The organism is Pseudomonas nabeulensis, from assembly GCF_004682045.1.
In the GTDB taxonomy this organism is placed as follows: domain Bacteria; phylum Pseudomonadota; class Gammaproteobacteria; order Pseudomonadales; family Pseudomonadaceae; genus Aquipseudomonas; species Aquipseudomonas nabeulensis.
Genome location: NZ_QUZT01000069.1, coordinates 1 through 14,569, shown reverse-complemented (window position 1 = coordinate 14,569; position 14,569 = coordinate 1). Strand labels below are relative to the sequence as shown.

Sequence of the window (14,569 nt, the reverse complement as noted above, 5' to 3'; positions counted from 1 at the left end):
GTCCATTCGGTCGCGGGGCTTTTTTTTAAAGTGTGGTGGGGTGAGGTCGATATATAGGGGTGTAGCTTTCGATTGTTGGAGAATTGGAAGATGAACATTACTTCGTCCGCTGCCACGGGCCAAATAAGCAAGCAAGATCCAGGGTACAAAATCAAAGATCCGAAAAAAGTGGTTACTGACTTCACTGTCAAAAGCGATGAGCAAGCGGCGAAGGCGCTAAAGCTAAAAGACGAGCAAATTGCGGACTTAAAAAAATTTTTAAAAAATTACGACATGACCTATATAACCAATGCTGAGCTTAAGAAGGTCGGTAGGAAACTTTATGAAAACAAGCTGATTAACGAACAGGCTTTTGGTGTTTTCATCGATGGAACCAATGCGGTCGACGAGAAGGGAAAACAAGCAAATCTCAACGTCAAATTCAACGCTATCGCACTGTTCGACCAACGACTGGAGGAACAGACGGCTTGGCTGCCAACTTACTCTGAACAAACAAAAAAAGAACCCTTATTCTGGCCGTGGCGACAAGGCATGATTGACGCCAATCGAGCCATTAACGCGCTCGCCTACTTTGCCAATTCCGCTAGAAGTGATTTGTCAGTTGATGAGCGTGCGTAACCTGGCTGATAAAAGCGCAGGGCCGCTAGATTAAAACTCTACGCCCTGCGCTGCTTCAGTCTTAACGCCCGTATCGAACTGTCCCTGAATAGGACTTAGGTGCCGCGTCAGCGTTTCTGACTCTTACCCGATAGGTTCCATGTGGGCCAGAGTAGGAAGCATTGTTCCCTATACTGAACGTCTCGCGTTTCCACGCGCCTCCAACTTGTCGCTCGATAAAGATTTCAGGTGCTCTACCGGTACCGGATGCAGAGACGCTTGCGTTAATGCTCGCCCCAGCGCACCCGCCTGCCGAGGTGATGGAAAACGGCCCATTGGCCGTTTCCGTTGTATCGGGAGAGATAATCCCGGTAAAACTCTCCGTAATATACAAACACAAAGCATTCGCCTGAAACGAAGTCAGTGCCAACGCCAAAAACGGTACAGCAAAAAGACTTTTCATGATATTCACCTCAGTGTTAAGCAATTAAGTTTTCTGCATTTCATTTTCGACTCAAACACCGCACATTCATTTATCCATAGGCCGCCCTCGACTTGACCGTGCGCGCCCGTGATCACCGGCGCGCGCCGCTCATGAATGAAGCTGCTCTAATTCAGCAGTAGGAAGAGTGCTGACGAATATGCACGATTTATTATCCGACGTAAGCCGGTCGCTTCCTAAAATCTTGAAAGACGGTTCTGTAGGACCCAATAAACATGTCAGTTAATTCCTAGTCCCGCACCACAGTGCACTTTCAGTGCGATTAATAAACTCAGTGCCATTTAAAAACTTCACGCACCCTGTCCACCCACTTCGCAGGTGCCCCCTCGGGTGCGGGTATTTTTCCGAATACACCAACAAGCCGCCCAGTTTGGTCATCCCGCACGATTAAATAAGCCGGCGCGGCTCCATGAACGACGGTGGGTTTGTTAATAACGCGCACCGCCACGGTTTCCTGGATGATGTCACCGCCGCTGCGTGCAACGGCTTCGTTGATCGCGGCCATGTTCGTCTCGAATAGAGGGCGATTGTTCATGGCCTGGTCCAGCAGAGCAGTAACAAACAGGGTCGAGTCTGCGTTATGCATCTTTGGCTCGCGGGCAAACAAACTAACCGTGCCATCTTTGGCGTCAGCACTCAGGTAGCGGAAGTCTTTAGGGTCCGTCGACTTGCCCAGGTTCAGCAAGTCCACAATGTCTTCTCGTGCTCCTCGCAACTTGCCGGCGTATACGAAGTCTTCATCCATCGGCATACCATGGCTCATCTCGTGAATCAGCGTATTGGCCAAGGTGTCATCGCTGCTGCCCATGTCACGGTAATACTGCATCGCGCCGTCGACGTTGACTTCGATGTACTTTTCCTTGGGGGCTCCACCCTTGTAGTTGTTGTAGTTGGAGGGTTGAAGCTGGGCTGACCAGCCGGGCTCTTCGTTAGGCAGGAACTCGATGTTATCCATCTTCAACTGGCCCAGATCGGCCTTCATCAGGTGTTGTTTGCGCTGCAGGGCCTTCAGCGTTTCGGGCGTGTCGGAACCGTAGAACAGGCGCGCAATCTGTTGGGTGTCCTCAATATGCTTGGGGTCCGCCGCTGCACGAATCGCCGCGTCGAGCTTCGCACGGGCAATCGGTAATGAGCGTTTAATCGCTTCCCGGCTTTGCTCAAGGGTTGAGAGCGTTGGGCGGGTGGCGGGAATGTCACCTGCCACTTCGCCAATAGACGCCCTGCGCATCTGCTTGACGCCCTGGCGTACGCCGCCTGCGGCGCCAGCCACTCGGGGCCTGGTCATCTGTTTTAGCAACCGGATGATCCGTGGCGCTTTTTTCTGTGCCTGCTCGGTGATCAAGCGGTAATAGCCCAACGCTTGCGGAATACTCTTGAAGGGATACCGGATACCTTTGGCAAACTTCCCCACCAGCGGTGCGGCCAACAACGCACCTGCGACGGCCGCCGAAATAATCCCGTCCTTAAGATATTCGTCCGCCTGCTGGGGACGGTCGCTGATTGCGGCCTGGCCAAAGCTCGCCCCTACGTAAGCGCCTGAGACGAGCAGGCTGGTCACCAGCGCGTGCAGCTTCGATCCGATACCAGGCGCTGCGAATGCACCGGCCGTGGAGTAAACAGTCAACAGGGTTTTGGCGATCTCCAGCGCATTGAGGTCCGACTGCTCACCTTCGGTAAACACCAAGGTGTCGATATCTGACTTCAAGCGCGCCATGAAGCCGTCGTAAAAGCGCTCCGTCAGGGCGTCAACGCTCGACGTCGCAGGGAAGGAAAACGGATTGGCATACACCTGGCCTTGTGTAACGCCTATGCCGAGCCACGGCATGCTGGAGCGCGAGCGTTTTTTCAGCGCGTAGGCATCTGTCTGGTCCTTGTACCGATATTGTTCATACACCGGCAGCTTGGACGATATCCATTGCTTGAACGCCTCGGACATTGGATAGACCGGCACCTGCTCACTCATGCTGGCGCCGAACTTGAAGTAACGATTGGTCGCGCTACCGATCTCAAAATGGGTGGCGTCATCCACGCTGAACAGAATCCCCCCCGACTTCACCGGGATCAGAAACACGCCACTCAAGGTAGCGCCGTGAAACTCGACTTCACGTGCCTGTAAGTTGCCGGAGAGAAAATCAGCCACCGCCCCATACGCCGCAGTCTTCGGGTCAGCCTTCGTCAGATAGGCCAGACAACGTTGCATCACCTCACTCTTGTATAACGACTGCAGGCCACTTTTGTTACCCGGTTGTGCCTGGTAAGCCTTCAGCGCAGCGGTCATCTGCGTTTCCAGGTTTTCCCGGGTCAAGTGATTGATCAACGCCTGGTGCTGATGCCCCACCACCCTGAATCGGTTGCCAAACTCTCGCCGCCATGACTGGACCTGATGCTGGTAACTGCCCGTCACCACTTCCGTCAGGGTGAAGTAGCGGGACTTCTTGACCGGTGCCTCATGCCGTAAATTCGGGTTGGCAGGCACCAGAGGCGCGTAGTCGACCCGGATCAGGCTGTCGGGATTGAGCCCCGTGAGGGTGTTGGATTGGGCTTCATACTCACGAATGCCCGTCTTGATGCGTTCTTCGATAAACGCGCCGGGATGCAGGATCGGCGCGTACAGGGCCACGCGGTTTTTCAGGGAGTCGCGCACCATCATTGCGAAATTGCGCGGCGCGTCGCTCTTCGCTTCTATGGCCTGGCGCTTTGGCAGCGCCTCGATCCGTTCGCCGCGCTTGCGCGAAGACTCGTCGGTGTAGGGGTTTGGATGTACCCGTAGAAATGCTGCTGAAGGAAGCGGCGATAACAATGCAGTGTCCTCTCAAGGCCAAATATCCGTCAGCCTGGAGGGGGGGCACTGATCCCGAAATAAGAAAGATCTGGGTGTGGTGTAGCTGATCGGCCGTAAGCCTGATCAGCCTGACTCGCCAAGAATCAGGCTACGGTAATGTCCCGGATTGGACCCCGCCCATTTACGAAACGCCTTATAAAACGAACTCGTATCCGCAAACCCCAACCGCGCTGCAATCTCGGCAAAACTGATCTGCGGTTCCGCCAGCCAGACAATCGCCAGTTCCTTGCGCACGCTGTCTTTGAGCCCCTGGTAGGTCTGCCCTTCCTCCGCCAAGCGGCGGCGCAACGTCGACGCGGAGATGAACAGACCGGCTGCAAGGCCGTCGGTTTCCGGCCACGTGTCGGGGGGCATCTGGCGCAGGTCGTGCTTGATACGGGCGGCCAGGCTATCGGGGTCGCGGTATTTGACCAGGATATTGGCCGGTGCATGGGCGAGGAAACGCTTGAGTTCTTCGGCACTGCGCTTGACCGGCAGGTCGAGGCAGTCGGCAGCAAAAATCATGCGCGTGCGCGGTCGGTTGAAGCGCAGGTTGTCGGAAAACATCACCTGGTAATCGTCACAGTAATCCGGCTGCGCGCAGCGCAACTCGATGGCCAGGATGGGGATACGCCGCCCCGCGAGCCAGCAAGCCACGCCATGCACGATCATCCAATAAGTGAAATAGGTGAAGGCTCGGTTAGCCTCGGCCTCAGGCTCCAGCAACACGATCTCCGCCAGGCTTTGCTGACGCACCAGCTGGGCCGGCATCCGCTCCAGCATCAGTGATAAAAACCCCAGGCCGGTGTCTAGGCCCGCCCCCAGGGTGGGTTGCGCCATGCAAGCACGGCAAAGGAATGCCAGGCTGCCGGACTTGAGCCTGCGTGGGTCCATGCCAAAGAACTCGTCATCCATGCGCCGCGCCAGCAACCGCCATAGGCGTGCATAGGTGGAGGCGGGAATACGGGCGTCGGGCTGACCGAGCAACGCAGGGTCAATACCGACTTTGTTCAACACTGCAAGAGTGTCGATTCCAGGCGCACAGCTCTGCAACAGGGCTTCGCGCACGAGGTGCAGGGAGATGGTGTCTTTTTCCGACATGAAGGTTAGGCAATCCGACAGCACACAAGGTGGACTGCATCATAAGGTGGCTTGCCCTTCGCCACCACCGTTCAGCCGCAGTTCAGAAAAGGTCAAGATTGCTTGTTTAGTAATGAGTATCATTATGTTACAACTTAGCCTCCTATCTAGTTATGATGCGGTGCCGAATGCTCGTTCCCTTCCTGATCATGCTGCGCGAAGGCATTGAAGCCGCGCTGATCGTTGGCATTATCGCCAGTTACCTGCAACAAACCGGCCGTGGTCAGTGGATGCCCGCCGTGTGGATTGGCGTGTTTCTCGCTGCGGCGCTGGCTCTGTTGGTCGGTGGTGGCCTGGAACTGGTCAGCGCCGAATTTCCGCAGAAACAACAGGAGCTATTTGAAGGCGTCGTCGGCCTGGTCGCGGTGGGCATCCTCAGTTCCATGGTGTTCTGGATGCGCAAAGTGGCGCGGTCCATCAAGCATTCCCTGCATGAGTCCCTTGACCAGGCACTGGCCGGCTCCAAACACCAGGTGACGGCCCTTATCCTCATGGTGTTTTTCGCCGTGGCTCGCGAAGGCCTGGAGACCGTGTTTTTCCTGCTGGCCGTGTTCCAACAGAGTGAAGGCCCGGGCGCGCCCATCGGCGCCCTGCTCGGCCTGATCCTGGCGATCATTGTCGGTTTCCTGATCTATACCGGCAGCATGCGCCTGAACCTCGGCGCGTTTTTCCGCTGGACTGGCCTGTTTATCCTCGTCGTCGCTGCCGGCATCCTCGCCAACTCGGTGCAGGCGCTGCATGAAGCAGGCGTGTGGAACCACCTGCAAACCGTGCTGTTTGATTTCAGTGCCGCGCTGCCAATGGACAGCCCATTGGGCTCGGTACTCGCCGGCATGTTCGGCTATCAGGAAGCGCCGACCGTCAGCACGTTGGGGGCCTACCTGATCTACCTGGTGGTGGCCCTGGTGATGTTCTTCCTGCCGGCGGCACCGGCCAAGCCTGTGGCCAAACCTTCTTCCGTTTCCACCCAGTAAGGACCGTCCCTTGTCCAACCCAACCCCTCAACCGGCTTCGCCACCCCGCGCCCTGCGCTGGGCAGTGGCGGGCTCGGTGGTCGTGATGATCGCCGCCGGTGGCCTGTTTTATTACGCCTCGCAATTGGCCGCGAGCAAACGCCAGACCAATCACAATGAAATCGCCGTGACCATCCATGGCCATGCCTGCGAACCGAATGCACTGACCGTCCCCGCCGGGCGCGCCAGTTTTCGGATCATCAACCGCTCCGACCGGGCCGTGGAGTGGGAAATCCTCGACGGCGTATTGGTGGTCGAAGAACGCGAAAATATTGCCCCAGGCCTGAGCCAAGTGATCAACGCCAACCTGTTGCCCGGCGACTATGCGATCACCTGCGGCCTGCTGAGCAACCCCCGCGGCACCTTGCATGTCACGCCGACCGCCGAGTCTGACGCCCAGGCCAAGGCCAAGCCGTCGATGGTGGCGTTTATCGGCCCGCTGTCGGAGTTCCGCGTCTATCTGAGTAGCCAAGGCAGCGCATTGGTCAAGGCCGCCACCGCCCTGCAACACGCCATCGATGCCGGCGACCTCGCCCAGGCCCAGGCGCTGTATGTGCCGGCCCGTGAGGCCTACCAACGCCTCGCACCCGCCGCGCAACGCCTGGCTGAGCTGGACAACGCCATCAACGCCCGCGCCGACTACTTTGAAAAACGCGAGCAGGATCCGGCATTCAGCGGCTTCCACCGTCTTGAATACAGCCTGTTCCAACAGCGCAATCTCGACGGCCTGGCGCCGATTGCCCAGCGCCTGGTGACCGACGTCACCACGCTCAAGCAACAACTGCTGGCTCAGTCCCTGCCGCCAGAGCAGTTGGTCAGCATCGTGGTGCGCAACCTCAACAGCCTGGCCGATGTGCGTGCCGCCAGCGGTGAGGAAGAACGCTACAGCCACATCGACCTGAACGGTTTCGCCGCCAACCTGGAGGCCGCCCACAAAGTTGTCGACCTGATGCGCCCGCTGCTGACCAAGTCCGCCGCTGAACTGCTGCCGAAAATCGACCGTGCACTGGCTGACTTCGATACGCAGTTGAATGGTTTGAAAGTCGACGGCCACTACAGCCGCTACGACAGCGTGACCGCCGATCAGCGCAAGCAGATCGCCGACAAGGCCAAGGCTCTGGCCGCAGCACTCGATGGAATCGACCCCGCCCTTGGCCTTTCCGGCCTGCAGTGAAGACGACCGCACACATGAGTGATTCAGATACCACCAACCTGCAACGTCGCCGTGTCCTTTTAGGCATGGCGGCCACCGGCGCGGCAATTGCCGGCAGCAGCCTCAGCTGCCCGGCCATGGCGGCCGCCGCCGAGCAAGTCACCACCGCACCGCGCAGTGACAAGACCCAGGACCATCATGACTTCTTCGGTAAGCACCAGAGCGGCATCGTCACCCCTCGCCCGGCCTGCGGCATGCTGGTGGCTTTCGATGTATTGGCCAGCGACCGTGAAGACCTGGAGCGTCTGTTCCGTACCTTGAACGAACGCATCGCCTTCCTGATGACCGGCGGCACCGTGCCGCAAGTGGACCCGAAACTGCCGCCCACCGATTCCGGCATCCTCGGCCCGGTGGTGACGCCGGACAACCTGACCATCACCGTGTCCGTCGGCGAGTCATTGTTCGATGAGCGTTTCGGCCTGGAAAAAGCCAAGCCCAAGCGCCTGAGCCGCATGGTCGGCTTTCCCAACGATGCGCTGGAACCGGCGCAATGCCACGGCGACCTGAGCCTGCAATTCAGTTCCAACACGCCGGACACCAACATCCACGCCCTGCGCGACATCGTGAAGAACCTGCCCGACCTGCTGCTGGTGCGTTGGAAACAGGAAGGCAGCGTGCCGCCCCAGGCACCGAGCAAGCCCGGCGAACCGGCGCAGAGTGCGCGTAACTTCCTCGGTTTTCGTGACGGTTCGGCCAACCCGAACTCCAACGACAACAAAGCCATGGACCAGATTGTGTGGGTGCAACCTGGCAGCGACGAACCCGCCTGGGCCGCCAACGGCAGCTACCAGGCCGTGCGCATCATCCGCAACTTCGTCGAGCGCTGGGACCGTACCCCGCTGCAAGAGCAGGAAAGCATCATCGGCCGCGTCAAGACCACCGGCGCGCCTATGGACGGCCGGCAAGAATCCCAGGTCCCCGACTACAGCAAGGACCCGGAAGGCAAGGTCACCAAGCTCGATGCCCATATCCGCCTGGCCAACCCGCGTACCCCGCAGTCTCAGGCCAACCTGATCCTGCGTCGGCCGTTCAACTACTCCAACGGCGTCAATAAAAACGGTCAGCTGGACATGGGCCTGCTGTTCATCTGCTACCAGGCTGACCTGGAGAAAGGCTTTATCAGCGTGCAAACCCGGCTCAACGGCGAGCCCTTGGAGGAATACCTCAAGCCGGTCGGCGGCGGGTACTTCTTCACCTTGCCGGGGGTCACCGGGCCCAAGGATTTCATCGGGCGCACGCTGCTTGCTGCAACGCATCCTCAAACCACTGCCAACACCTAAAACAAACCCCGGAGCGCCATTTCCTATGAAAAAGTCGTCTATCGCGTTGTCGTTGTTGCTGACCCTTTCACCGCTGGCTGCGTTCGCCGCTACCGCGCCGCTGGACCTGGTTGGCCCGGTGTCGGACTACAAGATCTACGTTACCGAAGAAATCGGCGAACTGGTCACCCAGACCAAAGCCTTCACCGACGCCATCAACAAAGGCGACCTGGCCACCGCCAAGAAGCTTTATGCGCCGACACGCGTGCACTATGAGTCCATCGAGCCTATCGCTGAGCTGTTCAGCGACCTCGACGCTTCCATCGACTCCCGTGTCGACGACCATGAAAAAGGCGTGACCGCCGAAGACTTCACCGGTTTCCACCGCCTCGAATACGCGCTGTTCTCGCAGAACACCACCAAAGGCCTGGAAGCCCTGACCGCTAAACTCAACGCTGACGTCAACGACCTCAAGACCCGCGTCGACGGCCTGACGTTCCCGCCTGAGAAGGTCGTGGGTGGCGCCGCTGCCCTGCTGGAAGAAGTCGCCGCCACCAAGATCTCCGGTGAAGAAGACCGTTACAGCCACACCGACCTGTACGACTTCCAGGGCAACATCGACGGCGCGAAGAAAATCGTCGACCTGTTCCGTGGCCAGATCGAGAAGCAAGACAAGGCCTTCCTGGCCAAGGTCGACAAGAACTTCGCCACCGTGGACAAGATCCTGGCCAAGTACAAGACCAAGGACGGCGGTTTCGAGACCTACGACAAGGTCAAGGAAAACGACCGCAAGGCCTTGGTGGGTCCGGTCAATACCCTGGCTGAGGACTTGTCCACCCTGCGTGGCAAGTTGGGCCTGAACTGATGCATCGAGGGCCGTTCATCCTTGGCAGATGAACGGCTCTGTATCACTGCTGTTGCATCACGGGTGGCTTGGTTGGATCAACCAGGCCGGTGCCCACCAGGAAGTAACATCTCATTTTTTCCTCCACTGCGATCAAGTGAGGCAGGGTTTTACCCACCCCCCCGTGAGCCGTCCCCAGTACGCTTGGGAACTTGGCCAAGCCCTTGGACGCTGCGCTGATCAGCCGTGGATAACCGTCCACCGGGTTGAAGACGGCGTTGAAAAACAGGGCGGTCTGCTTCGCCAAGTCAAAGGCGGCATCGCTGAAACGCGCCTTAGGCTCCACCCATGACCACGCGAGCCTGGGCGTCCTCGGCTGCACCACCGGGTTGTACCTGCCCAGCGTGGGCCGCAAGCTTCCCCGTGCCAACCGATTGGCTGCACGAATCAACGAACGCGCCTGGCCCCCAGCGCCAATCAACAGCCCACCCGCGTCGAGTGCCAGGCTTTGCAGGCCCTTGCCGATATTGCCGTCGGCAAAGTCCTGATAAGCGCCCACAAACGGCACCAGCGATAGCAACAGGCTGATATCCCGCGCGTCCGCCTCACGGCTTTTCTCTACAGGTAACTGCTCCCTCGCCCGTTTGAGCATGTCGTCCCGGCTTTCATAGAAGTTGTTTTCCGCGATCTCGCACGCGATGAACTCCACGCGATCCGACTGGAAGCTGTCGGGTACGAATGAGGCCAACGTCTGTTGTTCAGGGAGTGTGCCTGCCGCAAGCGGGCGCCCGAGCCGTTCGATGATGACGTCTTCTGAAGTCACGCCCGCGACCGGGGCGCTGCCGCGCGCGTAAGCGGCGAAATCCAGCGGCACCGCGTGGCCACGGCGAATGTATTTTTCGCCCAGCAGTTTGTACTGTCCCAGGTGACTCTGATCGCGCACCACCCTGTCCAGGGCTGTGGTGACCTGCGGATCGTCATGCCGGATGATCTTGCCGCTGTTAAGCACCTCGTAATACGTCACTGACTGATCGTGGAGGATACGCATCAATGTGCCTTGACGCCCGGTCACCGCCGCTCGATTTTCGTCCGACTCCCAGACCTGCTGTTTGCCGGTTGTCTTGCGCAGCGTAAACAGATCCACGGCCCCCAGCTCGATACGTTGACGATCGGCCAGGGGCAACCTGGCAAACATCAGCTTGAGTTTGGTGACAAACGCCATTTGCTGTTTACGATGATGAGTGGCAACGGCTTTTTCCAGCAGGCCATCCAGCGGCGGCAGACGCCGAATGAAGGCATCCAATGCTTCCCGCTCCGAAGCAGGAACCGACGGGTTATCCTGAAACTGAAACGGTGTGCGGGCGGGCTGAGCCCGGCTGGGGCTTTCACGGGTCAGTGCCCACTTGCCGGGCACCAGGTCGCCACTCATATAGGTTTCGATCAGCGTGCGCGTACGCGGCTCCGACGCCCGCAGGTTTCTGCGTTCGTCGGCATCGGCAAGCTGTAGCGTGGTGCTCTCCAATTGACTGATGCTCAAGTGGCTAAACACCTTAAGCAATTCTCGTACGGCCATTGCCCTTCGCGTCGGCAACGCAGTGCTGGTGGTATTAAAAGCGCGGGTAGCCAGGGTCCGTTGCCGGGTAAACGCGAGCGAGGCCTTTTGGATGTGTTCGCGGGTGTACTGCCCCTGGGACCTGGCAGGAACTACCCCATTGAGCACCGCCCAATCAAGCAGGGCATCGAGCCCGTAGACCTGCATCAATGTACGCTGATCCTCCGAAATCGGGGCAAGGGTGGTCAGCGCACAGACCTGCTGCTCATTCATCGCTCTCGACGTCCCCGGCGCCACGGCCTTGGCCACCGCGCAGCCCAGGCGTAACTCCACCCAGGCGGGTGTACCGACTGCCACGGCGTCAGGCACGTCACGCACCAGGAACTCCGGAGCCGCCTGGGCCAGGCCAACGTGTGCCACCTGCACCGCGAGCGTGGGCTCCAAGCCCTTTTCTTCACACAAATGTCGCTCCAGATCACGGCGCACCTCGCTCAAGGTACGCCCCATATGCGCCGGCTGATAAAGCTCGAAACCCGCAACGTTTCCGGAGCTTGCCCCGCCCGCGTCGGCCAGCGACGCAACGGCCCGCAGCTCCTGGGCACCGAACTGTGGCGCTGGCGGCAAAGAAATGCGCAACCATTGAATGACATTGCGTGTCTCCCCGGCGGTGGATGCAGAACCCAGGCCCTTGTGCTCAAGCAACTGCCGGACATCGTAGGGCGCCTGCCGGCCGATACCCTGGGCAGATGCCGCCGACAGCTCCGTTGGCTGCCTGGACCAATCCGTAGGGTGATCATCTGCCAAGCCCTGCACGTGTTCTTCCAAAAATGTTGCCAGGTACGCCCGCTCATCCAGCTCACCGATCTCGCGTTTGACAGCGTCAAGCGCCAACACGAACGCCGGCGCCAGGCCGTCCTGGACGACACGCCCGGTGCCCGGGGCATCAAGGCCGTAGGCATGGGACACCATGTGCAAGGGGATCCGTTGAGCACCGCTATTGACGCAAGGCCCCCCCTTGTCATCCGGATCCAACAGGTTGCGGATCGCCCGCAGCTTGATCGAAGCTTCCCACCAGCCGCTGCCGTCCGTGGTGCTGAACGTCACGGCAGTACGCACTCCGTCGCGGATGACAAAGCCTTTCACAGCGTCCTTGTGCAGGGTCAGGGTGTCGGTCTCAAGCCCCTTGCTGGCAAACCAGGCGCGGGTTTGGGGTTGGTCGAGCAACTGTCGGTAAATATCCAGAACGTCTCCCAGGCTACTGAACGCGGGGACGATCACACTCTCCTGGCCATTTGCCGAAGCCGTCGCCACGCGCACAGCCAGGGTCGCATCGTCTTTTGCTGTATTGATCGGGTCGATTGGAGATTCGAGCAGTGTCCATGTCGGACCGGGGACCACAGGTTCGGCGTCTCGCGCAGAACGCTTGGTACGGTCGGGCTGGACCACTGAGGAAGGCGCTGCCGCTACCGGCAGTTGCGAAAATACAGGCGAGACTGAGGGGCGGATATAAGCAGAAATCGACGGCATGGGATGTCCTCGTGCGGGCTGGCTCCATACGAAACGCGCCACGCCTCCCTGTGCGGCAGGGAGCCAATGTAGACAGAGGACAGGTCGGCGACCTGTAAGCGGAGTCTTAAACGCCGCCCCTACGCATCGAAAAAATCGCAGGTTCAGAGAATTCTGTACAACAACCGCTCGATTCTCACACGGCTGACCCGGCGCAGGAACTTGCCGACAGCCGCCGGGTAGTCCACCAGGCTCTGCAGATCCTGGTAGCGCTCGATCCGGGTGGAGTGTTGGAAAATGTCGGTCAGCTCGGTGCGCCGCGGCTCTAGCCATTGGCCCTGGGGGTCGTCGATCAGCAAGGCGTTTTCCAGGTCGAGACGGAACGCCCGTGGGTTGAGGTTATTACCGGTGAGCAAGGTGTAGCGCTGATCGACCCACATCCCCTTGAGGTGGTAGCTGTTATCACCATCGCGCCACAGGTGCAGGTTCAACTGGCCACTGTCGATCATCGACTGGTGGCGTTTGGCAAACCGGCGCAGGCTGATTTCGTACAGATACGGCAGTGCTGCGATGACCTTGAAGGGCTCGCTGGGCGGGATGTAGAAGTCGTTGGCGGTTTTGTCACCGACGATGATGTCGATCTTCACACCACGCGCCAGGGCGCGATTGATCTCGCGCGTCACGGGCAGCGGCAGGTTGAAATACGGGGTGCAGATGGTCAGTTGGTGCTGGGCGCTGGCGATCAGTTCCAGGATCACCCGGCTCAACGGGTTGTTCTTGCCCACACCAAGCAAAGGGCTGACCGAAAGATGGCCATTGGGCAACTGGCCTGCGGTGGTGTCGTAGGCGGCGTGCTTCAAGCGGCTACGCAGGTCGCCAATGTCGTTGCGCAGGCTGCGGGTGGTCGGCGGGTTAGGCAAATCCAGGCGGTGCACGGCTTTCGACGCGACCAGGCCGTGTTCCACCAGGTGTTGCATGGAATCAGCCAACGGCTTGCTGTGGATCAGGTGGTAACGGTCAAAACGGTATTTGTCGAATTTGTGCAGGTACACGTTGTTCAGGCTGGCGCCGCTGTACAGCACCGTATCATCGATCACAAAGCCCTTGAGGTGCAGCACGCCGAACAGTTCGCGGGTCTGTACCGGCACGCCGTACACCGGCACTTCGCTGGCATGGGCTTGGGTCATGGCCTGATACCAGGCACTGTTGCCTGGCTGCTTGCCGGCGCCGATCAGGCCACGCTGGGCGCGCAGCCAGTCGACCATCACAACGATATCCAACTCCGGCCGTACGGCCTTGGCGGCATGCAGGGCGTCGTAGATCTCCTGGCCCGCTTCGTCCTGCTGCAAATACAGCGCGACGATGTAAATGCGCCGGGTGGCCTGGGGGATTTTCTCCAGCAGGCAACGGCGATACGCATCGGCGCCGGACAGCACTTCGATAGCGTCGGGAGTCAGCGGAAAACCACGCAGTTTAGGCAACAGGGAGCGTTTGAAGAACGACGGCATAAGGCTCGCAAAGGGTCGAATCCGAAGAGGCCCCGAGCTTACACCATGGGGGTGCTCAGGTCTCGCTACCAGGGATAGACTGTGCACTCCCTGTCGCCTTGAGGAGCCGTGAAATGTCTTCCACCGTAGAGCCTCGTCCGCCCTTGCCCCCCTTCACCCGTGAAACCGCCTTGGAAAAAGTGCGCCTGGCTGAAGACGGCTGGAACTCCCGCGATCCGCAGCGTGTATCCCTGGCCTACACCCTGGATACCCAATGGCGTAACCGTGCCGAATTCGTGCACGACCGCGAGCAAGCCAAGGCCTTTCTCACCCGCAAATGGGCCAAGGAACTGGACTACCGGCTGATCAAGGAATTGTGGGCATTTACCGATAACCGTATCGCTGTGCGTTACGCCTATGAGTGGCACGACGACTCGGGTAACTGGTTTCGGTCCTACGGCAACGAGAACTGGGAGTTCGATGACAATGGCCTGATGGCCAAGCGATTTGCTTGCATCAATGACTTGCCGATCAAGGAAAGCGAACGTAAGTACCACTGGCCGTTGGGACGCCGCCCGGACGATCACCCTGGCCTGTCTGATCTTGGGTTGTAGTGAGCGGGCTTGCCCCGCGCT

Annotated in this window: 10 protein-coding genes; 6 read left to right on the top strand and 4 right to left on the bottom strand. The window is 59.3% G+C overall.

Annotation, left to right across the window (positions count from 1 at the left end):
* Positions 1 to 90: 90 nt before the first annotated feature.
* Positions 91 to 618, top strand: coding sequence for a hypothetical protein (locus tag DYL61_RS26045; RefSeq protein ID WP_135310723.1), 528 nt, complete (start codon positions 91 to 93; stop codon positions 616 to 618).
* Positions 619 to 1,370: 752 nt separating this feature from the next.
* Here DYL61_RS26045 and DYL61_RS26040 read toward each other — a convergent pair.
* Together DYL61_RS26040 and DYL61_RS26035 are read right to left on the bottom strand one after the other, a co-directional pair.
* Complete coding sequence (locus tag DYL61_RS26040) at positions 1,371 to 3,899, bottom strand: hypothetical protein (RefSeq protein ID WP_135310722.1); 2,529 nt, start codon at positions 3,897 to 3,899, stop codon at positions 1,371 to 1,373.
* A 105-nt stretch (positions 3,900 to 4,004) separates the two neighbouring features.
* On the bottom strand, positions 4,005 to 5,021 hold the full coding sequence (locus DYL61_RS26035; protein ID WP_135310721.1) for an AraC family transcriptional regulator: 1,017 nt from the start codon (positions 5,019 to 5,021) through the stop codon (positions 4,005 to 4,007).
* Positions 5,022 to 5,188: 167 nt separating this feature from the next.
* On the opposite strand from DYL61_RS26035, the gene efeU reads away from it, so the two are divergent.
* The 4 genes from efeU to efeO (DYL61_RS26015) are packed head-to-tail and all read left to right on the top strand — an operon-like array spanning position 5,189 to position 9,410.
* Positions 5,189 to 6,034, top strand: a complete 846-nt coding sequence (gene efeU / locus DYL61_RS26030) for an iron uptake transporter permease EfeU (protein ID WP_135310720.1) — start codon at positions 5,189 to 5,191, stop codon at positions 6,032 to 6,034.
* A 10-nt stretch (positions 6,035 to 6,044) separates the two neighbouring features.
* Positions 6,045 to 7,247 carry an iron uptake system protein EfeO gene (efeO, locus tag DYL61_RS26025; protein ID WP_135310719.1) on the top strand — a complete coding sequence of 401 codons (1,203 nt, stop codon included), beginning with the start codon at positions 6,045 to 6,047 and terminating at the stop codon, positions 7,245 to 7,247.
* Positions 7,244 to 8,566, top strand: a complete 1,323-nt coding sequence (efeB, locus tag DYL61_RS26020) for an iron uptake transporter deferrochelatase/peroxidase subunit (RefSeq protein WP_420825092.1) — start codon at positions 7,244 to 7,246, stop codon at positions 8,564 to 8,566. Before efeO (DYL61_RS26025) ends, efeB begins: the two co-directional genes overlap by 4 nt.
* Positions 8,567 to 8,591: 25 nt before the next feature.
* On the top strand, positions 8,592 to 9,410 hold the full coding sequence (gene efeO / locus DYL61_RS26015; RefSeq protein ID WP_135310717.1) for an iron uptake system protein EfeO: 819 nt from the start codon (positions 8,592 to 8,594) through the stop codon (positions 9,408 to 9,410).
* A gap of 43 nt (positions 9,411 to 9,453) precedes the next feature.
* Here the strand turns inward: efeO (DYL61_RS26015) and DYL61_RS26010 are convergent, their stop codons facing one another.
* Complete coding sequence (locus DYL61_RS26010) at positions 9,454 to 12,468, bottom strand: hypothetical protein (protein WP_135310716.1); 3,015 nt, start codon at positions 12,466 to 12,468, stop codon at positions 9,454 to 9,456.
* Positions 12,469 to 12,611: 143 nt separating this feature from the next.
* The gene (gene pssA, locus DYL61_RS26005; RefSeq protein WP_135310715.1) at positions 12,612 to 13,955 is read right to left on the bottom strand and encodes a CDP-diacylglycerol--serine O-phosphatidyltransferase; all 1,344 of its coding nucleotides are present in this window, start codon (positions 13,953 to 13,955) and stop codon (positions 12,612 to 12,614) included.
* Between the two features lie 113 nt (positions 13,956 to 14,068).
* On the opposite strand from pssA, the gene DYL61_RS26000 reads away from it, so the two are divergent.
* Positions 14,069 to 14,548, top strand: a complete 480-nt coding sequence (locus DYL61_RS26000) for a nuclear transport factor 2 family protein (protein ID WP_135310714.1) — start codon at positions 14,069 to 14,071, stop codon at positions 14,546 to 14,548.
* The last annotated feature ends 21 nt before the right edge of the window (positions 14,549 to 14,569 follow it).